The 20,645-nt window shown below is 74.4% G+C and carries 18 protein-coding genes and 1 pseudogene; 8 read left to right on the top strand and 11 right to left on the bottom strand.

Going from position 1 to position 20,645, the window contains the following annotated elements:
• The first annotated feature begins 1 nt into the window (after position 1).
• Positions 2 to 1,204 carry an NAD(P)/FAD-dependent oxidoreductase gene (locus BM414_RS19440; RefSeq protein ID WP_093582068.1) on the top strand — a complete coding sequence of 401 codons (1,203 nt, stop codon included), beginning with the start codon at positions 2 to 4 and terminating at the stop codon, positions 1,202 to 1,204.
• Positions 1,205 to 1,213: 9 nt separating this feature from the next.
• On the opposite strand, the gene BM414_RS19435 is transcribed toward BM414_RS19440, so the two are convergent.
• Complete coding sequence (locus BM414_RS19435; RefSeq protein WP_175551694.1) at positions 1,214 to 2,401, bottom strand: MFS transporter; 1,188 nt, start codon at positions 2,399 to 2,401, stop codon at positions 1,214 to 1,216.
• 102 nt (positions 2,402 to 2,503) lie between these two features.
• Between BM414_RS19435 and BM414_RS19430 the strand changes: the two genes are divergently transcribed.
• From BM414_RS19430 to BM414_RS30965, 7 genes and pseudogenes are all read left to right on the top strand, one after another.
• Positions 2,504 to 4,378: a 2-oxoacid:acceptor oxidoreductase subunit alpha gene (locus BM414_RS19430; RefSeq protein ID WP_245784839.1), complete on the top strand. Its 1,875-nt coding sequence runs from the start codon at positions 2,504 to 2,506 to the stop codon at positions 4,376 to 4,378.
• Positions 4,375 to 5,472, top strand: coding sequence for a 2-oxoacid:ferredoxin oxidoreductase subunit beta (locus BM414_RS19425; protein WP_245784838.1), 1,098 nt, complete (start codon positions 4,375 to 4,377; stop codon positions 5,470 to 5,472). Before BM414_RS19430 ends, BM414_RS19425 begins: the two co-directional genes overlap by 4 nt.
• 110 nt (positions 5,473 to 5,582) lie before the next feature.
• Positions 5,583 to 6,416 carry a mycofactocin-coupled SDR family oxidoreductase gene (locus BM414_RS19420; protein ID WP_093582064.1) on the top strand — a complete coding sequence of 278 codons (834 nt, stop codon included), beginning with the start codon at positions 5,583 to 5,585 and terminating at the stop codon, positions 6,414 to 6,416.
• Positions 6,417 to 6,447: 31 nt separating this feature from the next.
• A complete protein-coding gene (locus BM414_RS19415; protein WP_093582062.1) occupies positions 6,448 to 7,284 on the top strand; it encodes a mycofactocin-coupled SDR family oxidoreductase in 837 nt (278 codons plus the stop codon).
• A complete protein-coding gene (locus BM414_RS30310; RefSeq protein WP_217644817.1) occupies positions 7,281 to 7,673 on the top strand; it encodes an AAA family ATPase in 393 nt (130 codons plus the stop codon). Before BM414_RS19415 ends, BM414_RS30310 begins: the two co-directional genes overlap by 4 nt.
• 15 nt (positions 7,674 to 7,688) lie before the next feature.
• Positions 7,689 to 8,327, top strand: a pseudogene (locus tag BM414_RS19410) (AAA family ATPase); the annotation flags it as partial.
• A 24-nt stretch (positions 8,328 to 8,351) separates the two neighbouring features.
• Positions 8,352 to 9,260 carry a VWA domain-containing protein gene (locus tag BM414_RS30965; protein ID WP_217644829.1) on the top strand — a complete coding sequence of 303 codons (909 nt, stop codon included), beginning with the start codon at positions 8,352 to 8,354 and terminating at the stop codon, positions 9,258 to 9,260.
• Between the two features lie 33 nt (positions 9,261 to 9,293).
• Here BM414_RS30965 and BM414_RS19400 read toward each other — a convergent pair whose 3' ends face one another.
• From BM414_RS19400 to BM414_RS31855, 10 genes are all read right to left on the bottom strand, one after another.
• Positions 9,294 to 9,755, bottom strand: a complete 462-nt coding sequence (locus tag BM414_RS19400) for a MaoC family dehydratase (protein ID WP_093582058.1) — start codon at positions 9,753 to 9,755, stop codon at positions 9,294 to 9,296.
• Positions 9,752 to 11,296 (bottom strand): acyl-CoA synthetase, encoded by a 1,545-nt coding sequence (locus BM414_RS19395; protein ID WP_093582056.1) that lies wholly within the window; start codon positions 11,294 to 11,296, stop codon positions 9,752 to 9,754. Before BM414_RS19395 ends, BM414_RS19400 begins: the two co-directional genes overlap by 4 nt.
• Complete coding sequence (locus tag BM414_RS19390; RefSeq protein WP_093582214.1) at positions 11,293 to 12,156, bottom strand: amidohydrolase family protein; 864 nt, start codon at positions 12,154 to 12,156, stop codon at positions 11,293 to 11,295. Before BM414_RS19390 ends, BM414_RS19395 begins: the two co-directional genes overlap by 4 nt.
• Before the next feature lie 82 nt (positions 12,157 to 12,238).
• Positions 12,239 to 13,147, bottom strand: coding sequence for an SDR family NAD(P)-dependent oxidoreductase (locus BM414_RS19385; protein ID WP_093582054.1), 909 nt, complete (start codon positions 13,145 to 13,147; stop codon positions 12,239 to 12,241).
• 69 nt (positions 13,148 to 13,216) lie between these two features.
• A complete protein-coding gene (locus BM414_RS19380) occupies positions 13,217 to 14,020 on the bottom strand; it encodes a TIGR03084 family metal-binding protein (RefSeq protein WP_245784837.1) in 804 nt (267 codons plus the stop codon).
• Positions 14,017 to 15,624 (bottom strand): class I adenylate-forming enzyme family protein, encoded by a 1,608-nt coding sequence (locus BM414_RS19375; RefSeq protein ID WP_093582052.1) that lies wholly within the window; start codon positions 15,622 to 15,624, stop codon positions 14,017 to 14,019. Before BM414_RS19375 ends, BM414_RS19380 begins: the two co-directional genes overlap by 4 nt.
• A gap of 3 nt (positions 15,625 to 15,627) precedes the next feature.
• The gene (locus BM414_RS19370; RefSeq protein WP_093582050.1) at positions 15,628 to 16,890 is read right to left on the bottom strand and encodes an ABC transporter substrate-binding protein; all 1,263 of its coding nucleotides are present in this window, start codon (positions 16,888 to 16,890) and stop codon (positions 15,628 to 15,630) included.
• Positions 16,887 to 18,059, bottom strand: coding sequence for a branched-chain amino acid ABC transporter permease (locus BM414_RS19365; RefSeq protein ID WP_175551693.1), 1,173 nt, complete (start codon positions 18,057 to 18,059; stop codon positions 16,887 to 16,889). Before BM414_RS19365 ends, BM414_RS19370 begins: the two co-directional genes overlap by 4 nt.
• Positions 18,052 to 18,942, bottom strand: a complete 891-nt coding sequence (locus BM414_RS19360) for a branched-chain amino acid ABC transporter permease (protein WP_093582048.1) — start codon at positions 18,940 to 18,942, stop codon at positions 18,052 to 18,054. Before BM414_RS19360 ends, BM414_RS19365 begins: the two co-directional genes overlap by 8 nt.
• A complete protein-coding gene (locus BM414_RS31855) occupies positions 18,939 to 20,522 on the bottom strand; it encodes an ATP-binding cassette domain-containing protein (protein ID WP_093582046.1) in 1,584 nt (527 codons plus the stop codon). The genes BM414_RS19360 and BM414_RS31855 overlap by 4 nt, the downstream gene beginning before the upstream one ends.
• Between the last annotated feature and the right edge of the window lie 123 nt (positions 20,523 to 20,645).

The raw sequence follows: 20,645 nt of genomic DNA, 5'->3' as shown, positions 1-20,645 counted from the left end.
CATGCGCATCGTCGTGGTCGGCGCCTCGCTGGCCGGGGTCCGGACCGTGGAGGGCCTGCGCCGCCGCGGCAGCGACGCCGACGTCGTGCTCGTCGGCGCCGAGCCCGGCCCGCACGGCGGCATCGCGGGTGACGGCATCGCCGCCGACCGCCCGCCGCTGTCGAAGGCGTTCCTCGCCGACGCCGCCGTCGAGGCGAAGCCGCTGACCGACCGGGCACGGCTCGGCGCCCTCGGCGTGGGGCTGGTGACCGGCCGCGCGGTCGACCTCGACCTGGACCGGCGCCGGGTCGGGCTGCACGGGGGCGAGCAGGTCGGCTTCGACGCCCTCGTCGTCGCCACCGGGTCCACCCCGCGCACCGTCCCGGGTCTCGAGCCGCGCGAGGGCGTGTGGACCCTGCGCACCGCCACCGACGCCGCCGCCATCCGCGCCGCCTGCCCCGAGGGCGGCCGGGTGGTCGTCGTCGGCGGCGGGTTCATCGGCGCCGAGGTGGCCTGGACGCTGCGGCAGTCCGGCCGCGCGGTGGCGCTCGTCGAGCCGCTGCCGTCCCTCATGGCCCGCGGGCTCGGCCCCGAGCTGGGCGCGGCGTTCACCCGCCGGCACGCCGCGGCCGGCGTCGCGCTGCACACGGGGGCCGGTGTCGCCGCGCTGGAGGGCGGCGAGCGCGTCACCTCGGTGCTGCTGACCGACGGCACGTCGCTGCCTGCCGACGTCGTCGTGCTGGGACTGGGCACGGTGCCCGAGACCGGCTGGCTGGCCGGCGCGGGGCTGGACCTGCGCGACGGGGTGGTCTGCGACGAGCGGCTGGCCGCCGCCGGCGCCGAGGGCGTGTGGGCCGTGGGCGACGTCGCGCGCTGGCGGCACCCGCGGGCCGGCGAGGACGTGCGCGTCGAGCACTGGACCAACGCCGTGGAGACCGCCGGCGTGGTCGCGGCGAACCTCACCGGGACGCCGACCGTGCACGACGCCGTCCCCTACGTCTGGAGCGACCAGCTCGGCGCGCGGCTGCAGGTGTTCGGTCGGGTCCGGCCGGGCGACGAGCTGCGGGTCGTCGTGGGCGACCTCGACGGCAGCTTCGTCGCGCTCACCGGCGGGGACGGGCAGCTGCGCTCGGTGGTCGGCTTCGGCGCGGTCAAGGCGCTGCTGCCCTTCCGCAAGCTGCTCCTCGCCGGCGCCGGCTGGGACGAGGCGCTCGCCGCCGCCTGAGGGGCCGCGCTACCGCTGGGCCGGTGGGGCTCCGGCGGGCTCGGCGGCCGGCCGTGGCGCCGCGACCGCCGGCGGGACGCGGCGCTGGACGACGGTGTAGGAGGCCACCGACAGCGCCATCGCCGCGGCGGTCACCGCCCACGGCAGGTCGTAGCCGCCGGTCAGGTCGGCGAGGGCCCCGAAACCCAGCGGCGAGACGAGCGCGCCCAGGTAGTAGCCGCACGACATCACCGCCGTCGCGCGGCCCACGGCGTGCGGAGCGCGGTCGACGGTGACGGCGTGTGCGAACCCGGCGCCGACCATCGCGCACAGCAGGCCGGCCACGGCGCCGACCGCCACCACCGCCAGTCCCAGGTGGGTCCCGGCCCACAGCAGGAGCGTGCCGCCGAGGCCGACCAGGCACACCCGTGCCGCCGTCCCGGCCCGGGGCAGCGGTCCGCGCCGCTCGCTGCGGTGCGCCACGACCACCATGGCCACCGTGCCCGCGCCGGTGCCGGTCGCCGAGACCAGGCCGGCGGTCAGCGGGGAGACCCCGCCGTCGACCAGGCTCACCACGAGGAACGCGCTCAGCGGGTTGGTGCCGACGACGAAGCAGGTCGCGGCCAGCACCACCCACACGAAGCCGCGCGGCAGGGCCGACCCGCGGTCGCCGGCCGGGCCGCGGGCGGGCCGGCGGCTGGGGACCCAGAGCAGGGCCAGCACGGCGTTCACCGCGGCCAGGCCGGCCATCGCCAGCACGACGCCGCGCCAGCCGACCGCCTCGGCCGCGGGCGGTCCGGCCAGCGCCGTGACGGTGAGCAGTGCAGGGATCCCGGCGGTCTTCACCGCCACCGCGGTGGCCGCCTGGTCGGGGCGGGACACCGCGGTCACCGCGACGCTGGTGCCGGCGTTGACGAAGGCGTAGCCGCACCCGGTGACCACGCTGCTGACCAGCAGCGCGGGGAAGGACCCGACCGCGGCGACCGCGGCGAGCCCGGCGGCGGTGAGCGCCTGGTCGCCGGCCACCCACCAGCGGGCGCCGAGCCGGTCGACGACCCGCGACCCGAGCAGGGAGGTCACGCCGGTGACCCCGTAGAAGACGCCGACGACGAGGCCGAGCTGGGCGCCGGTCAGGCCGAGGTCGGCGCGGATCGCCGCGCCGAGGTAGCCCACGATCGGCATGGGGGCGGCGCCCAGCCCCATGGCCAGGGTGCTCACCGTCAGCACGGCGGCCCGTGACGGCGCCGCACGGGTTCCCCTCATCAGTGCTAATGCTTATCCTGTTTTGTACCCGAGCGGAACCCGACGAGCGGAGGCCTCGTGGCCAGTCCCGTCCCCCCAGCGACCGCACCGCAGCGGCGCGACCGCGTCGTCATCCGGTTCGCCGGCGACTCCGGCGACGGCATGCAGCTCACCGGTGACCGGTTCACCGCCGAGGCCGCTGCCTTCGGCAACGACCTCGCGACGCTGCCGAACTACCCGGCGGAGATCCGCGCGCCGCACGGCACGCTGGCCGGCGTCTCGAGCTTCCAGCTGCACTTCGCCGACCACGACATCCTCACGCCCGGCGACCGGCCCGACGTGCTGGTGGCCATGAACCCGGCGGCGCTGCGGTCGAACCTCGGGGACCTGCCGGCCGGAGGGGTGCTCATCCTCGACACCGACGAGTTCACCCCGCGCAACCTCGCCAAGGTCGGGTACGCCACCAGCCCGCTCGACGACGGCTCGCTGGACCCCTACACGGTGCACCGGGTGGCGATGACGTCGTTGACGGTGGCGGCCCTCGAGCCGCTCGGGCTGGGCAAGAAGGACGCCGAGCGGAGCAAGAACATGTTCGCCCTCGGCCTGCTGTCGTGGATGTACTCGCGCCCGACGGAGGGCACGCAGCGCTGGCTGCGGGAGAAGTTCGCGCGCCGGCCGGAGATCGCCGAGGCCAACGTGGTGGCCTTCCGCACCGGCCACGCCTACGGCGAGACCACCGAGGCGTTCGCCGTCACCTACGAGGTGGCGCCCGCGGTGCTGCCCGACGGCACCTACCGGCAGGTCAGCGGCAACACCGCGCTGGCCTACGGGCTGGTCGCCGCCGCGCGCCGCGCGGGGCTGCCGCTGTTCCTCGGCAGCTACCCGATCACCCCGGCGTCGGACGTCCTGCACGAGCTGTCCCGGCTCAAGCGCTTCGGCGTCACCACCTTCCAGGCCGAGGACGAGATCGCCGGCATCGGCGCCGCCCTGGGTGCGGCCTACGGCGGTGCCCTCGGCGTGACGACGACGTCCGGACCGGGGCTGGCGCTGAAGATGGAGGCCGTCGGTCTGGCGGTGATGACCGAGCTGCCGCTGCTCGTCGTCGACGTCCAGCGCGGCGGCCCCTCGACCGGCCTGCCGACCAAGACCGAGCAGGCCGACCTGCTGCAGGCGGTGTTCGGCCGCAACGGCGAGGCGCCGGTGCCGGTGGTCGCGCCGTCGTCACCGGCCGACGCGTTCGACGCCGCCGTCGACGCCGCCCGGATCGCGCTGACCTACCGCACCCCGGTGCTGCTGCTCTCCGACGGCGCGATCGCCAACGGCTCCGAGCCCTGGCGGGTGCCCGAGGAGGACGACCTGCCCGACCTGCGGGTGGAGTTCGCGACCGAGCCGAACACCGACGACGGCCGGTTCCTGCCCTATGCCCGCGACCCCGAGACGCTCGCCCGGCCGTGGGCGGTGCCCGGCACGCCGGGCCTGGCGCACCGGATCGGCGGGCTGGAGAAGGCCGACGGCACCGGCGACATCTCCTACGACCCGGCCAACCACGAGCGGATGGTGCGGCTGCGCCAGGCCAAGGTCGACGGTGTCGCCGTGCCCGACCTCGAGGTCGACGACCCGGACAATGACGCGCCGGTGCTCGTGCTGGGCTGGGGCTCGACGGCGGGGCCGATCGGCGCCGCGGTCCGCCGGCTGCGCACCGCCGGGCACCGGGTGGCGCGCGCCCACCTGCGCCACCTCGTGCCGCTGCCGGCCAACACCGAGGCGGTGCTGCGGTCCTACCGCACCGTCGTCGTCCCGGAGATGAACCTCGGGCAGCTCGCCTTCCTGCTGCAGGGCCGCTTCGCCGTGCCGGTGGAGTCGGAGACCAAGGTGGCCGGGCTGCCCTTCGGCGCCGCCGAGCTCGCCGAGCGCCTCACCCCGTACGTGTCGAAGGAGCAGGTGCCCGCGTGACCACCGACCTCGGGATGCCGTCCCTCGACGCGACGCAGCTCGGCGGACTGGACCTCGTCCCCGCCGCGGACTCCCCCCAGAAGGCCAAGGACTACACCAGCGACCAGGAGGTGCGCTGGTGCCCCGGCTGCGGCGACTACGCCGTGCTCGCCGCCGTCCGCGCCTTCCTGCCCACCCTGTCGATCCGCCGCGAGAACACCGTGTTCGTCTCCGGCATCGGGTGCTCCTCGCGGTTCCCCTACTACCTCGACACCTACGGCATGCACTCCATCCACGGCCGGGCACCGGCGATCGCCACGGGGCTGGCGGTGTCGCGGCCGGACCTCAGCGTCTTCGTGGTCACCGGTGACGGCGACGCGCTGTCGATCGGGGGCAACCACCTGATCCACGCGCTGCGCCGCAACGTCAACATGACGATCCTGCTGTTCAACAACCGGATCTACGGGCTGACCAAGGGCCAGTACTCGCCCACCAGCGAGGTCGGGAAGGTCACCAAGTCCACGCCGGTGGGCTCGGTCGACCACCCCTTCGACCCGGTCGCCCTGGCCCTCGGCGCCGACGCCACCTTCGTCGGCCGGGCGATGGACTCCGACCGCAAGGGCCTGTCGGCGGTGCTGGAGGCCGCCGCGCGGCACCGCGGCGCGGCGCTCGTCGAGATCTACCAGGACTGCCCGATCTTCAACGACGGCTCCTTCGACGTGCTCCGCCGTCCCGACGACGCCGAGGCCCGCGTCATCCCCGTCCGGCACGGCGAGCCGATCACCTTCGGCACCGACGGGCGGTGGGCGGTGGTCCGCCGCGGCTTCGGCCTCGACGTCGCGCCGACCGCGGAGGTGGCGCCGGAGGACGTCGTCGTCCACGACGCCACCGACGTCGGCCTCGCGCACGCCCTGGCCCGGCTGTCGGGGCAGGACCTCGGGCACGCGGTGTTCGGGGTGATCCGCCAGGTGCAGCGCCCGACCTACGACGACCTCAGCCGCGCGCAGGTGCAGCAGGCCGCCGCCGGCGGCCCGGCGGACCTGCGGGAGCTCGTCCACGGCGCCGACACCTGGACGGTCCGCGGCGGCACCGTGATCACGGAGGCCCGTCCCTGAGCCGTCGGCACGACCGCGCCCGGCCGTGCCTCCGATCGCGCCGGGTCCGTGTCCCGACATACCATTCGCATGGTTCGTGACCCGCGTCACCATCCCGGGAGAGGGCACCCATGGGCAGGCTCGACGGCAAGGTCGTGTTCATCACCGGTGCCGGACGGGGCATGGGCCGCAGCCACGCCGTCCGGCTCGCCCAGGAGGGCGCCGACGTCATCGGCACGGACGTGTGCGGGCCGGTCCCCAGCGCCACCGGTCCGGTGACCACGCCCGACGACCTGGCCGAGACGGTGGCGACGGTCGAGGCGCTCGATCGGCGCATGGTCTCGTTCGAGGCGGACGTGACCGACGAGGAGGCCCTCTCCGCGGGTCTGACCGACGCCGTCGCCCAGCTCGGCCGGCTCGACGTGGCCGTCGCCAACGCGGGCATCGGGGTGCCGCCGCACGAGGTCGCCGAGACCCCGCTGCAGGAGTGGCGGGACATGATCGACGTCAACCTCACCGGCGTCTTCCTCACGGCCAGGGCGGCCATCCCGCACATCCGCGCCCACGGGGAGGGCGGCTCGATCATCCTGATCAGCTCGGCGCTGGGCCTGCGCGGGATGCCGCACGTCGCCTCCTACGTCGCCGCCAAGCACGGCGTCGTCGGGCTCATGCGCAGCCTGGCCCAGGAGCTGGCGGCGGACCGGATCCGGGTCAACTCCGTGCACCCCACGAACGTCGACACGCCACTGATCCAGAACGAGAACGTGTACCGGCTCTTCCGGCCCGACCTCGAGCACCCGACGCGGGACGACGTCAGGGACGTCTTCCAGTCGCTCAACCTGCTCGAGACGCCCTGGGTCCAGCCGGAGGACGTCAGCGAGGCCGTCCTGTACCTGGCCGCGGACTCCGGCCGCTTCGTGACCGGGACGAGGCACACGGTCGACGCGGGCTGGACCACCAAGTGACCGCACCGGGTCACCGAGGAGAGCAGGACACATGGCCGGACGTGTAGCGGGCAAGGTCGCGTTCATCACCGGGGCGGCGCGCAGCCAGGGCCGCAGCCACGCGCTGCGGCTGGCGGAGGAGGGCGCCGACGTCATCGCGGTCGACCTCTGCGGGCCGGTCGAATCCGTCCGGATGTACCCGCCGGCGACCGCGGAGGACCTCGACGAGACCGTGCGGCAGGTGGAGGCGCTGGACCGCCGGATCGTCGCCACGCAGGCCGACGTCCGCGACCCGGCGGCGCTGAGGGCGGCGGTGGACGACGGGGTCGCCCAGCTGGGCCGGCTCGACATCGTGCTGGCCAACGCCGGTGTCTTCGAGCTCTCGCCCGCCCTGGAGCTCTCCGACGACGCCTGGCACGAGATGATCGACATCAACCTCACCGGCGTGTGGAACACCTGCAAGGCCGCGCTGCCGCACCTCGTCGAGGGCGGCCGCGGGGGGTCGATCGTCATCACGAGCTCGACCGCCGGGCTCAAGGGGACCGCGAACACGATCCACTACACGGCCGCCAAGCACGGCGTCATCGGTGTCATGCGCACGCTGGCCAACGAGTTCGGCGAGCAGGCCATCCGGGTCAACACCGTGCACCCCACCGGTGTGGACACGGTGATGATCCAGAACCCGAAGACCTGGGGGCTGTTCTCCCCGGACGACCCCGAGCCCTCCCGGGAGAAGTTCACCGAGCTGTTCGAGACCCTGCACCCGCTGCCGGTCGCGTACATCGACCCGGTCGACGTCTCCAACGCGATCCTGTTCCTCGTCTCCGACGAGGCGCGCTACATCACCGGCGTCACGCTCCCGGTCGACGCCGGGTACACCATCCGGTGACCGGGCCGGAGGACGGCCACCGCCCCGCTCCCCGCTCCCGGGCGAGCGGGGCGGCGGTCGAGCAGGACCCGGCCGGCGACGCCGTGATCGCCGGGAGCCGGGTGACCGGGGTCCACGTGCACACCGTCCGGGACCTCCGCGGCCGGATCGCGGCCCACCTCGTCGGCCGCGACCGCGAGCTGGACCTGCTGCTGGCGGCCGTCGCCGCGGGCCGCGACGTGCTGCTGGAGGGACCGCCGGGGACGTCGAAGTCCACGCTGCTGCACGCCATCACCGGTGAGTGGGGCATCCCGCTGGTCTTCGTGGAGGGCAACGCCGACCTGACCCCCACCCGGCTGGTGGGCCACCACAACCCGGCCCGCGTGCTGCGCGAGGACTACACCGCGTAGAACTTCGTCCCCGGCCCGCTCGTGGAGGCGATGCGGACGGGGGGCTTCCTCTACGTCGAGGAGTTCAACCGAGCCCCCGAGGACACGATCAACACGCTGCTCACCGCCATGGCGGAACGGCGGATCACGGTCCCCCGGGTGGGTGCCGTGGAGGCGCGGCCGACGTTCCGGGTGGTCGCCTCCATGAACCCCTACGACAACATCGGGACCACGAGGCTGTCGACGTCGGTGTACGACCGGCTCTGCCGGCTGGCGATCGACTACCAGGACGACGCGGCCGAGCGCGACATCGTCGGCCGGCGCACCGGCGTGGCCTCGCACCGGCTGGTCGCCGACGCGGTCGCGATCACGCGCGCGACGCGGGAGCGCGACGACATCCGCCAGGGCAGCAGCGTGCGCGGGGCGATCGACCTCGCGCTGGTCGCCGCCCAGCTCGCCGCCATCCGGGGCGTGGCGCTGCCCGACGAGCCGTCGGTCCAGCCCCCGCGCGGTCTGCCGGAGGACTACACCGCCGTCGTCCTGGACGCGCTGCTGCTGGCGCTCTCCGGCCGGATCTTCCTCGACGAGACGATGGAGGCCACCCCGGAGACGGTGCTCGAGCAGATCTGGGAGGACCACTTCCTGCTCCGGCCCGCGGCGGCCGACCCCGGTTGAAGGACGGTCGAGGCAGACTCCCCGCTGGAGCGGCGCGGGCGGTCGGCCTCCCCACGGCACCGCGGCACGCGCCCGCTGCGGCGTCGGCCCAAGCAGCTGACCGAGCCGCCGGCGCTCTACCGGCCGGCGGCCGGCGGCGGGCTGGCCCTGTCGTCCGGCGACGGGCGGCGGGCCCGCAGCGCCCCCGGCCGGCCGGGTGGGTCTCCCGCGGGGACGACGGACGAGCCGGCGGAGCTGATCGACCTCGCCGACCTCACGGAGACCGGCCCGGTCGACCAGGGGACCCGGCAGCGGGCGCGGGAGATCGCCCGCCGGCTCTCCGTCCCCCGACCACCGCGCGACCACCGCGCCGCCCGGGGAGCGGGCGAGATCGCCGGCAAGCCGCTGCCGGAGGACGAGGACGTCGTCGTCCGCGAGCGGGTGCGGCGCCGTCGGTCGGTCGTCCTCGTCGTCGACGTCTCCGGGTCGATGAGGGGGGAGCGGGCACGGACGGCGGCGGCCACCGTCGGGGCACTGGTCGGCGAGCTCGGCCGCGACCACCTGGCCGTGGTGGCCTTCTGGTCGGACGCCGCGGTGCTCGTGCGCCTCGGTGAGCAGGTGTCGCCGCTCGCCGTCCTGGACCTGCTGCTGCGGGTCCCCGCCCAGGGGCTGACCAACGTGTCCTTCGCCCTCGAGGTGGCCGGCCGCCAGCTGGCCGGGGTCCCGGCGCGCGACGCCCGGGTCGTCCTGCTCTCCGACGCGGTGCACAACGCCGGTCCCGATCCCCGGTCGATGGCGGCCCGGCTGCACCGGCTCGACGTGCTGCTCGACGTCTCCGGGGAACACGACCTGGAACTGGGCCGCGAGCTGGCCCGCGCCGGCCGCGGGCACTGCCGTCCGGTGCGCGACCACTCCGACGTGGCGGCCGCGCTGACGGCCTTCTTCGCCGGGTGAGGCTGCCGACGGCGAGCCCGGGGTGGACCGCCGTCAGCCGCCGTAGAAGCGGAAGACCGGCTCGGCGGTGCAGACGGGCTTGTCGCCGCCCTCGCGCTCGATCACCGCAGAGACGGTGACCTGCAGGCCGCCCTTGACCTCCTCGACGTCGGCGAGGGTGGCGGTGAGCCGGACCCGGGAGCCGACGGGCACGGGGGAGGGGAAGCGGACCTTGTTGAGGCCGTAGTTCACGGCCATGGTCGTGTCGGTGACGGTGAGGACCTGGGTCCACATCGGGATGAGCAGCGACAGGGTCAGGTAGCCGTGCCCGATCGGGCCGCCGAAGGGGCTCTCGGCCTTCGCGCGCTCGACGTCGACGTGGATCCACTGGTGGTCGCCGGTGGCGTCGGCGAAGGTGTTCACCCGGTCCTGGGTGACCTCGATCCAGTCGCTGGTGCCCAGCTCGGTGCCCCTCAGCGCGGGCAGCTCGGCCAGGGTGGTCGTGGTGGTGCTCATGCGTTCTCCTCGGTCGGTGCGTAGCGGGCCCGCAGGTCGGGCTTGCGGATCTTGCCGGTGGCGGTCTTGGGCAGTTCCTGCACGAAGTCGACGTGGCGCGGCATCTTGAACCCGGCCAGCCGGGCACGCAGGGCGGTGAGCAGCGCCTCGGCGTCCTCGGGGACGCCGGGCGCGAGGACGACGACGGCCAGGCCGACCTCGCCCCACCGGGGGTCGGGGACGCCGATGACCGCGGCCTCCTGCACCATCGGCAGCTCGCGGAGCGCGGACTCGACCTCGGCGGGGTACACGTTCTCCCCACCCGAGATGATCATGTCCTTGTAGCGGTCGCGGATGTAGAGGTACCCCTCCTCGTCCACGGTGGCGGCGTCGCCGGAGTGGTACCAGCCGTCGACGACCACCTCGGCGGTGCGCTCGGGCTCCCGCCAGTATCCGGCCATGATGTTCGGCCCCTGCAGCACGACCTCGCCGATCTCGCCGGGCTCGACCTCCGTGCCGTCCGGCCGGACGACGCGGACGTCGGTGAAGAACTGCGGCTTGCCGGCCGAGCCGATCTTGCGCTCGGCGTCGGCGCTGTCCAGCGCCGTGCCGGCCGGTGCGGACTCGGTCATGCCGTATGCCTGCTGCACGGTCACGCCGCGGTCCAGCCAGGTGCGCAGCGTGGACAGCGGCAGGGGGGCGCCGGCCGCGCCGATCGTCCGCAGCGAGGACAGGTCGCGGGTCCGGAAGCCGGGGTCCCGGCTGAGCGCGTCGAGCATCGTCGGGACGGCGAAGAACGAGTTCACCCGCTGCTGCTCGACGACCTCGAGGATCTCCGCCGCGTCGAAGCGCCGCACGACGACGGCGCACCCGCCGCGCAGCAGCGTGGGGTTGACGGTGCCGTTGAGCCCGCCGATGTGGAACAGCGGCGCCATCGCCAGGGTGCGCTCCTGCGGCGCGAAGTCGAACCCGAGCACCTGGCTCATGCACGCCCAGGTCATGTTGCCGTGGGTGAGCACGGCGCCCTTCGGCCTCCCCGTGGTCCCGGAGGTGTACATGACCAGGCACGGGTCGTCGAGGCCGACCGGCTCGTCGCGCAGCTCGGGGTCGGCGGCGGCGAGCAGGTCCTCGTAGGGCAGCGAGTCGGCCCCGCCGGCGGTGGGGGCCTCGGCCGCCACCCACGTGCGGACACCGGGCAGCCGGTCGCGCAGCGCGTCCGCGACGGTCCCGTGGTCGCGGCCGTGCACGACGACGCTCGCGCCGGAGTGGTCGAGGACGTACTCGGCCTCCGGTGCGGTGAGCCTCGCGTTGACCGGCACCCAGATGGCGCCGAGCTGCCCGCAGGCGTACAGCGTCTCCAGCGCCGAGGGGTGGTTGCCGCTGACCCAGGCGACGCGGTCCCCGGCGACCACGCCGAGTCCGGCCAGTGCGCCGGCGGTGCGCCGCACCCGCTGGGCGAAGGTGCGGTGCGAGGTGGTCGTGCCCTCGAACCAGATCGCGTCGCGCTCGGGGGAGATGCGCAGCCGGCGCTCCGGCCAGGAGCCCAGCCCGGCGTTCCTCACCGCAGCCCCAGCGCGCGGATCGCGTTCTCCTTCATGATCAGCGGCTTGACCTCGTCGCGGATCTCGAGCTGCTCGAAGTCCCTGATCCAGCGCTCGGGCCGGAGCAGCGGGTAGTCCGAGCCGAAGAGCACCTTGGTCTTGAGCATCGTGTTGGCGGCGCGCACGAGCTGCGGCGGGAAGTACTTCGGCGACCAGCCGGACAGGTCGATGTAGACGTTGGCCTTGTGCTGGGCGACGGCGATCGCGGCGTCCTGCCAGGGCACCGAAGGGTGGGCCATGATGATCGTCAGCTGCGGGAAGTCGGCGGCGACGTCGTCGAGCAGCATGGGGTCGGAGTAGCGCAGCTTGATGCCGCGCCCGCCCGGCAGGCCCGAGCCGATGCCGGTCTGCCCGGTGTGGAACAGCGCCGGGACGCCGAGCGACTCCAGCTCGGCGTACAGCGGGTAGTGCCGCCGGTCGTTGGGCTCGAAGCCCTGGAAGCTCGGGTGGAACTTGAAGCCCCGGACGCCGTGGGACTCGACCAGCCGGCGCGCCGCGCGGATCCCGGCGACACCGCGCGCCGGGTCGATGGAGCCGAACGGGATGAGCACGTCGGGGTGCTGGGCGGCGGCCTCGGCGATCTCCTCGTTGGACAGCGTGACCTGTCCCGTCGCGGCCTCGGCGTCGACGGTGAAGACGACGGCGGCCATCTTCTTGTCCCGGTAGTCGGCGGCGATGTCGTGCACCGTGGGGTCGTAGGGGTCGCCCTTGAAGTACTTGGCCGCCGCGGCGTTCAGCTCGTCGTCCAGCGCGAGGTGGCCGTGCAGGTCGGCGTGGACGTGCGTGTGCACGTCGATGGCGACCAGGGAGTCGAGGTCCAGGGCGGTCGGGGTCGTGGTCACTTGTCCTCCTCGGTGGGTCGTGTCGTCCGCTCGTCCGCAGGCGTCGTGCCGACGGGGGCACTCACTCGGGTGGCTCCGGCAGCTGCTGGCCCACGGTCTGCTGGGCGGCGGCGAACTTCTGCGGCCAGGTGCCGGCGATGGCGTCGGCCGGCCAGCCGGTGCCCTCGGCGAACTCCACGACGACCTCGGCCGGGTGGGACCACAGCGCCAGGCGGTCCCCGCCGATGCCGATGGCCTGCCCGGTGATCGAAGCGGCGGCGTCGGAGGCGAGGAAGGCGACCAGCCCGGCGGCGTCCTCGGGGGAGCCGAAGCCGAGCTGCTGGCGGGCGAAGGGCGGCAGCGGCTCACCGGCGGCCAGTGCGTCGACGTAGGGCTTGAGGAAGGGCACCGTCTCGGTCATCGCGGTGGCCGCCACCGGCACGATCGCGTTGACGGTGATCTCGGCGCGGGCCAGCTCCATGGCCCAGGTGCGGACCATGCCGACGATGCCGGCCTTGGCCGCGGCGTAGTTGGTCTGCCCGAAGTTGCCGACCTGCCCGGTGGGGGAGCCCACGCAGATGATCCGCCCGCCCTGGCCCTGCTCGCGCATGCGCACGGCGGCGGCGCGGGTGCAGGTGAAGGTGCCGCGCAGGTGGGTGCTGATCACGGCGTCGAACTGCTCGTCGGTCATCTTCCACAGCGTGGTGTCGCGCAGGATGCCGGCGTTGTTGACCAGCACGTCCAGGCGGCCGAACTCGGCCACGGCGCGGTCGACGAGGGCCTGGGCGGCCTCGGCCGTGCCGACCGGCACGACCTCGGCGACGGCGGTGCCGCCGGCGTCGGTGATGGTCTCGACGGCGGCCTGGGCGACCGCGGCGTCGACGTCGTTGACGACCACGGCGGCCCCGCTGCGGGCGAGCTCGGTGGCGTAGGCCAGGCCGAGGCCCCGCCCGCTGCCGGTGACGATGGCGACCTTGCCGGAGAGATCCACTGCGGTACTCCTCTACGTGGGGGTGCGACCGCCGGGAGACGGGCGCGGGAACGGCGGTGTCGGCGCGGGTCAGGACCGCGCGCCGGTCCGGGCCGGCCGGCCGGGTCCCGGTGGTCCGGCGAAGGCCTGGGCCAGGTCGAGCCAGCGGTCGGCGTCCGGGCCCTCGGCGCGGAGGGCGAGGTCGTCGCGGTGCCGGCGCTGGGTGACCCGCAGGCAGAAGTCGATCGCCGGTCCGGTGACCCGCTGGGGCGCGGCCTCCGGTCCCCAGGTCCAGACGTGCCCGTCCGGGCCGGTCAGCTCGATGCGGAACTCCGTGGCCGGGGGCGGCACGGAGTGCTGTCGGAAGGCGAAGTCGCGGGTGCGCACGCCGAGGTGTGCCACGGCCCGCAGGCGCGCCGTCGTCGGGGTGACCCGGCCGACGGCGTCGCGGACGTCCACGCCGTGGGCCCACGTCTCCATGAGCCGGGCCGTCGCCATGGACGCCGCGCTCATGTCCGGCCCGAACCAGGGGAGCGTGCTGTGCGGGGCGAGGGCGGCCAGGGCCGCCGCCAGGGCGGTGCGCCCCGCCCGCCATCTCTCCAGCAGCCCGGGCGGGGGGAGGGCCGCGCCGGCCTCGGCGGCGGCGTCCACCTGCCCGGCGAGGTCCGGTCCGGCGGCGTCCCGGTCGGTCCGGAACCCCGCGGGGTCGGTCGCGGCGCGGAGCGCCACCTCGTCGGTCCAGGCGAGGTGGGCGATCTGGTGGGCGATGGTCCAGCCGGCCGCGGGCGTGGGGGTCGCCCACCCGGCGGCCGGGAGGGCCGTGACCAGGTCGTCGAGCTCGCGTCCCTCGTCGGCGAGGTCGCCCAGCAGCCCGGCCAGCAGTGAGCCGCTCACGAGGCCGGGGTGGGGGACAGGGCCGGGTCGGATGCGGCCATCCGGCGCAGCTCGGCCCGCTGGATCTTCGTGGAGGCGGTCATCGGCAGCTCGTCGACCACGCGCCAGGCCCGCGGCACCTTGAACGGGGACAGCCGGTCGCGGCACCGCTGCTCGAGCTCGGCCGTGTCGATCTCGGCGCCGGGCACCGGGACCACGAAGGCGACCACCAGCTCACCCCAGCGCTCGCTGGGCGCTCCGACGACCGCCGCGCGGGCCACCGAGGGATGGCCGCTGACGGCCTCCTCGACCTCCTCCGGCGAGACGTTCTCCCCGCCGGTCTTGATGACGTCCTTGAGCCGCCCGACGATCCGGCAGGCGCCGGTGGTGTCCATGACCGCGAGGTCCCCGGTGTGCAGCCAGCCCTCCTGGTCGATCGCGGCGGCGGTCGCCACCGGGTCCTGGTGGTAGCCGCGGGTCAGCCGGGCTCCGCGCACCCAGAGCTCGCCCTGCTCGCCGGGCACTGCCGGGGTGCCGTCCGGGGCGGCGACGCGGACGTCGGTGCCGGCGAGCGGGCGGCCGACGGTCGTCCGGCGTACCTCGTCGGGATCCGTCGGCGCCGGGAGCAGCGCGGAGCCGCACGTCTCCGTCATGCCGAACGTGGTGACCAACGGCGCCCCGAACGTCGACTCGACGCGGGCGGCGAAGCCGGGCAGCACGGTCTGGCCGCCGGTGAACACGACCTGCAGGCTGCTCAGGTCCGTGTCGCCGATCTCGGGCCGGGCCATGAGGAGGTCGAGCAGGGTCGGTGCCGCCGACAGCAGGGTGGCCCGCCGCTCGGCCACGAGGGCGAGCACCCGGCCGGGCTCGAACGCCACGACCACGTGCTCGCACCGCTGCCACAGCGCTCCCATGACGCCCAGCACGTTGCCGGCCGTGTGGAACAGCGGCATGGGGTTGATCCACACACCGCCGTCGGGCAGCCCGATGCGCTCCCGGAAGGCGTGCGCCGTGGCGACCATGCCGGCGTGCGTGATCAGCACTCCCTTGGCGCGCCCGGTGGTGCCGGAGGTGAACTGGATCTGCGCCAGGCTCTCCGGGTCGACCGTCGGGAGCTCGGCGACCGGGTCGGAGAGCAGCGCCCGCCAGTCCCCGGCGCACCGGTGGACCTCGGTCAGCGAGGGCAGCCCCGGAGCCAGTCCGGCCGCGACGTCGGCCGCCGGGTTGCCTGCGGCGTCCTCGGCGGCGTGGATCGCCGAGGCGCCGGAGAGCCGGAGCGCGTGCTCGAGCTCGGGTGGCCGGGACCGCGGGTTGACCGGGACCAGGACCATGCCGGCCAGCGCGACGCCGAACTGGAGCAGGACGGCCTCGGGGCCGTTGACCAGGCAGGTGGCGATCCGGGCCCCGGGCTCGTGGCGGGCCAGCAACCCGGCGGCGACCCGCCCGGCGTCCGCGAGGAGCTCCGCTGCCGTCCAGGCGTGCTCCTCGTGCGGGGTGACCGTGCGGACCAGCGGATCGGCCGGACCGAGCCGGGCGGCCCGGCGGAGCACGTCACCCACGACGTGCTCCGCCGGACCGGCGGTCGGGGGCACGAGCACCTCGGACCGCTCCAGGGTGTCGGCCACGGGTCAGCCGACGGTGTAGCTCTGGGCGCTCGGGCCCTCGAAGGTCCCCAGGACCTCGAGCCCGCCCTCGGCGTCTGCCGAGGCGCGGGAGACGTACACCGTGCGCGTCGGCGGCTCGGTGACCTCGGTGTAGTCCAGCGGGGTCGCGTACAGGCCCTCGGTGTCCAGGTCGGAGGTCTCCCGCATGGCGGCGACCACACCCTCCGGGGTCAGGTCGCCGGCCTCGCAGGCGCCCTCCAGTGCCGCGGAGAGCAGCTCCGCCTGCGCGGTGGCCAGCGGCACCTCCCAGCCGAGCTCACCGTCGGGGGCGGCCGCCTCGTACAGCTCCCGGGCGGCCTGGACGCCCGGCTCGTCGAGGCTGTACGGCGCGATGCTGGTGACCGTGTAGAAGTTCTGCTCCAGGGCCGGGCCGGCGGGGGTCTCGAGCAGCGACGGGCCGAAGGTCGGGGTGTTGCCGATGATCGGGACGTCGAGTCCCTGCGCGGCGAGGACGCCGGCCAGCGAGGCGAGCTGACCGGGCGCGGCGCCGAGGATCACCGCGGACACGCCGGCCTGCTGCAGAGCGGAGGCCTGCGCCGACAGGTCGGTGTCGCGTGGCGTGATCTCCTGCGGCACGACCTCCAGGCCGCGCTCCCCGGCCGCGTACTGGGCGCCGGCGAGGGAGTCGCTGCCGTAGTCGCCGACGAAGTAGACGACGCCGACCTTGGCACCCTCGGACAGGCCGAGCTCGTCGACGAGGTAGTCGATCGCGTTGGCGGACTCGATGGCGTAGGTCGTGCCCGGGATCTGGGCGTTCTCGTACTGCAGCGCCACCCCGGCCCAGCCGTGGCCGCCGAGGTAGAGCCCGTCGGCCTCGGCCAGGGGCAGCACGGCCGCCGACGTCGGCCCGCCGAGGACCTGCTGGAGGGCGACGACCTCGGGGGCCATGCTGCGGTAGAGGGTGACGGCGCGCTGCGGGTCGTAGCCGTGGTCCTGGACCTGCACCTCGACGTCGCGGCCGCAGATCCCGCCGTCCTCGTTGACCTGGTCGTAGTAGGCCTGCGTCTGGGTGACCTGGATCGCGGCTCCGGCGGCGAACGGGCCGGACAGGTCCGTCAGCATCCCGACGGTGATGGTGTCGTCGGTGACGCCGTTGCCGGTCTCCACGTCTCCCTCGCCCCCGCCGCCCCCGCCGCCACCGGAGGCGTTGGGGTCCTCGGTGGAGCAGGCGGCGAGGACGGCGACGCAGCCGGCGAGGGCCAGCGCGGTGCGGGTCCGGTGCTTCATGAGGTGGTCTCCTTCGACCTGGTGGGGACTCCGGGATGGGACGGTTCGGGAACGGCCGCACTGGCGGGAGCCGCGGACGGGGGAGGGGCCGGAGGCAGCCCGCTGGTGTCGGGCGGTGGTGGGGAGCGCCGGTGCCGCAGCCGGCCGGCGGCACCGGCGAGGCCACCGCGCAGGAAGAGCAGGACGGCGATGATCGCTGCGCCGTAGAGCAGCCGGGCGAGCGTGGCCCCGTCCAGTCCCCCGGAGCCCGGCGCCGCGAGGAACGGCAGCTCGGAGCTGTACTGGGTGAGCACCAGGGGCAGCATGACGACGAAGGCCGCGCCCGCCGCCGCGCCGGCGATGGAGCCGAGCCCACCCAGGACGATCATGACGAGGAAGTCGATCGAGAGCTGCAGGCCGAACAGGTCCGGGGCGATGCGTCCGTAGGCGAGCGCCATCAGGGCACCGGCGACGCCGGCGTAGGCGGAGGAGATGACGAACGCGGTCGCCTTCGCGCGGGCCACGTGGATGCCCATCGCGGCGGCCGCCGCCTCGCTGTCCCGGACGTTGGCCAGCGCCCGGCCGGTGCGGCTGTCCTTGACGTTGCGTCCCAGCCAGGCGGCCAGCAGGACGACGACGAGGAACAGGTACCAGAGCCGGTGCAGGCCCCCGAACTCCACGCCCGCGATGGCCAGGTAGTCGGGGTCGTCGTTGCTGAAGCTGAAGCCCGGGACCGAGAACGGCTCGACGGCCCGGCCGTTGAACCCCCCGGTCAGGGCCTCGAGGTTGACCATCAGGTGGCGGGCCAGGAAGACCAGGCCGATGGTGGCCAGTCCGAGGTAGATGCCGCGCAGCCGGCCGGAGATGGGACTGAACAGGGCGCCGGCGACCGCGGCCACCACGCCTGCCAGCACGAGCCCGAGGATCGGCGGCAGCCCCGCGCCGGCGGCCCGGTCACCCACCTCACCGACCGACCAGGCGTAGGCGTAGGCACCCAGGGCGGCGAAGAACGCGTGCCCGAGCGAGAGCTGCCCGGCGATGCCGACCAGCAGCGTCAGCCCGATCGCCCCGACGACGGCAGCCATCGCGAACAGGCCGGTCTGCAGCCAGAAACCGTCGAGGACGACGGGCAGTCCGAGCGCGACCAGTACCGCCAGGGCCACGGGGAGGCGGCGGAGGAGATCAGACACGGACGGCCTCCTTGCGGCCGAAGAGCCCGGAGGGCCGCACGAGCAGGACGAGGATCATCACGGCGTAGGGGACGACCTCACCGAGGCCGCGGCCGAGGAAGTGCAGCTCGCTCTCGTAGCCGACGGCCAGTGCGGTGACGACGCCGATGATCAGGCCCCCCACGATCGCGCCGACGACGGAGTCGAAGCCGCCCAGCACCCAGGCCGGGATCGCGGCGAAGGCGCTGATCGCCAGCGTCGGCGCCACCCCGGGGGCGGGGAAGGACGCGAGGAAGATGCCGGCGATCGCTGCCAGCGCACCGGCCAGTGCCCAGCCGGCGGCGCCGGTCCGGGACAGCCGGATCCCCATCAGGGACGCGGTGTCGCCGTCGGCGGCCGCCGCCCGCATCGCGATCCCGGTGCCGGTGCGGGCGAAGAGGAACCACAGCAGCGCGAAGACCACGATGGCGAGGCCGGCGGCGATCACCCGGCTCATCGGGAGGGTGATCCCCCCGAACGAGAAGACGTCGGCACCCCAGGGTGAACCGATGGTCAGCACCCGGTTGCCGATGCGACGGGTCAGCTCGGTGAGCAGCAGGATGTCCACGCCGAGCATGAGGATCGCCGCGGTGCCGGGGTTCGCCTCGGCCAGGTTGCGCACCAGGACGGCGTTGATGAGCACCGCCAGCAGGGCGGCACCCGCGATCCCGACGACGGCCGCGGCCCAGAAGCCGATCGGGTCGTGCAGGACGGCGACGAGGTAGGCGCCGGCCAGCAGCACCGAGCCGTGGGCGAAGTTCAGCACCCCGGTCGAGGTGAACACGATGACGAAGCCGACCGCGATGAGGCCGAGGATCAGGCCGTAGGACAGGCCGTTGGCCAGCTGGGTGAGGAGGTAGGTCATGCCGCCGCCGTTCCGAGGTAGGCGCGCAGGACCTCGGGGTCCCGCTGCACGTCCTGAGGGGAGCCTTCTGCGATGCGCTTGCCGAAGTCGAGGACGGTGATCCGCTCGGCCAGCCCCATGACGAAGGGCATGTCGTGCTCTACCAGCAGGACCGACAGCCCGAGCTCCTGCTGGACGGCGCGGATGGCGTCGGCCATGACGACGGACTCCCCGTGGGTCATGCCCGCGACCGGCTCGTCGAGCAGCAGCAGGGTCGGTTCGGCCGCCAGTGCGCGACCCATCTCCACCCGCTTGCGGTCCCCGTAGGAGAGCGTGTGCACCGCCCGGTCGAGGACGGCGTCGATGCCGAGCAGGACGGCGATGCGGCGCACGGCCTCACGCTCGGTGCGCTCCTCCTTGCGCGCGTTCGGGAGCCGCAGGGCCTGCGCGGCCGTGCCGGTGCGCATCACGCGGTGCCGGCCGACGAGGAGGTTGTCCTCGACCGTGGCCTCCAGTGACAGGGAGATGTTCTGGAAGGTGCGGGCGACACCGAGGTCGGCGATCCGGTGGGACGGCAGTGCGCTGACCGTCGCGTCGCCGTAGTGCACGGTGCCGCTGGTGGCGCGGTAGGCACCACCGAGGACGTTGATGCACGTCGACTTCCCCGCGCCGTTGGGGCCGATGAGCGCGTGGATCGTCCCGGCCGCGACGGTGAAGGAGACCTCGGAGAGCGCGGTGATGCCGCCGAACCTGACGGTGAGGTCCTCGACCCGCAGTTCCTGTGCGGTGGCCGTCGACGAGCGCCGGAGGTGCACCGGGACGTCCACCGGCTCGTCCTCGTGCGTCGTCCGGGTGGGGGAGGAGGTGCCCACGCCGAGGTAGCGGTCGCGGATGTCGTCGGTGCTCGCGAGCTCCGCGGCGGTCCCCGAGGCGGTGATGGTCCCCACCTCGAGCACGTACGCCCGGTCCGCCACCCGCAGCCCCATCGACGCGTTCTGCTCGATGAGCAGCACCGACGTCCCCTGCGCGTGGATCTGCTCGATGATGTCGCCGATCTGCTCGACCAGCTGCGGAGCCAGCCCCAGCGACGGCTCGTCGAGCAGGAGCAGCTTGGGCGAGGTCATGAGCCCCCGCCCCATCGCGAGCATCTGCTGCTGCCCACCCGAGAGGAGGCCCCCGCGCTGGTGCCGGCGCTCCGCGAGGATGGGGAAGAGGTCGAAGACCCGGTCGGTGGCCTCCGCGCGGGCGCGTGCGTCGCGGGCGGTGTAGCCGCCGGCGCGCAGGTTCTCCTCGACGGTGAGGTCGCGGAAGATGCGCCGGCCCTCGGGCACCTGGACCAGCCCGGCCCGCACCGCCCAGGAGGCATCCCGGCGGGCGAGGTCCTGACCGCCGAAGCGGATGGTGCCGCCGGTGACCGCGCCACCGACCGTGCCGAGGGATCGGGACACCGCCCGCAGCAGGGTCGTCTTGCCGGCGCCGTTGCTGCCGAGGACGGCCACCACGGACCCGGCATCGACGCGCAGGGAGACCCCGCGCAGCGCCTGGACGGCGCCGTCGTAGGCGACGGTGAGGTCGTCCACGGTGAGGAGGGGATCGGGCACGAGAGGCCTTCCGCCGGGTGTTCGTGTGGATGTCGCGGTCCCTGCGTCGGCACGGACGCCGGGAGGTCATCGTGCTGCGGGTCACACAGAAAGTAGAAGTCTTCGTGACGTACGTCAACTGTC

Origin of the sequence: Geodermatophilus amargosae (assembly GCF_900116515.1) — a bacterium.
Classification (GTDB): Bacteria; Actinomycetota; Actinomycetes; order Mycobacteriales; family Geodermatophilaceae; genus Geodermatophilus; species Geodermatophilus amargosae.
This window is presented reverse-complemented; position numbering and strand designations above follow the sequence as displayed.

Coding starts and splice junctions, on each gene's coding strand:
- BM414_RS19360 (WP_093582048.1), bottom strand. CDS start 18,942: ATGACCTACCTCCTCACCCAGCTGGCCAACGGCCTGTCCTACGGCCTG.
- BM414_RS19415 (WP_093582062.1), top strand. CDS start 6,448: ATGGCCGGACGTGTAGCGGGCAAGGTCGCGTTCATCACCGGGGCGGCG.
- BM414_RS19370 (WP_093582050.1), bottom strand. CDS start 16,890: ATGAAGCACCGGACCCGCACCGCGCTGGCCCTCGCCGGCTGCGTCGCC.
- BM414_RS19420 (WP_093582064.1), top strand. CDS start 5,583: ATGGGCAGGCTCGACGGCAAGGTCGTGTTCATCACCGGTGCCGGACGG.
- BM414_RS19400 (WP_093582058.1), bottom strand. CDS start 9,755: ATGAGCACCACCACGACCACCCTGGCCGAGCTGCCCGCGCTGAGGGGC.
- BM414_RS19440 (WP_093582068.1), top strand. CDS start 2: ATGCGCATCGTCGTGGTCGGCGCCTCGCTGGCCGGGGTCCGGACCGTG.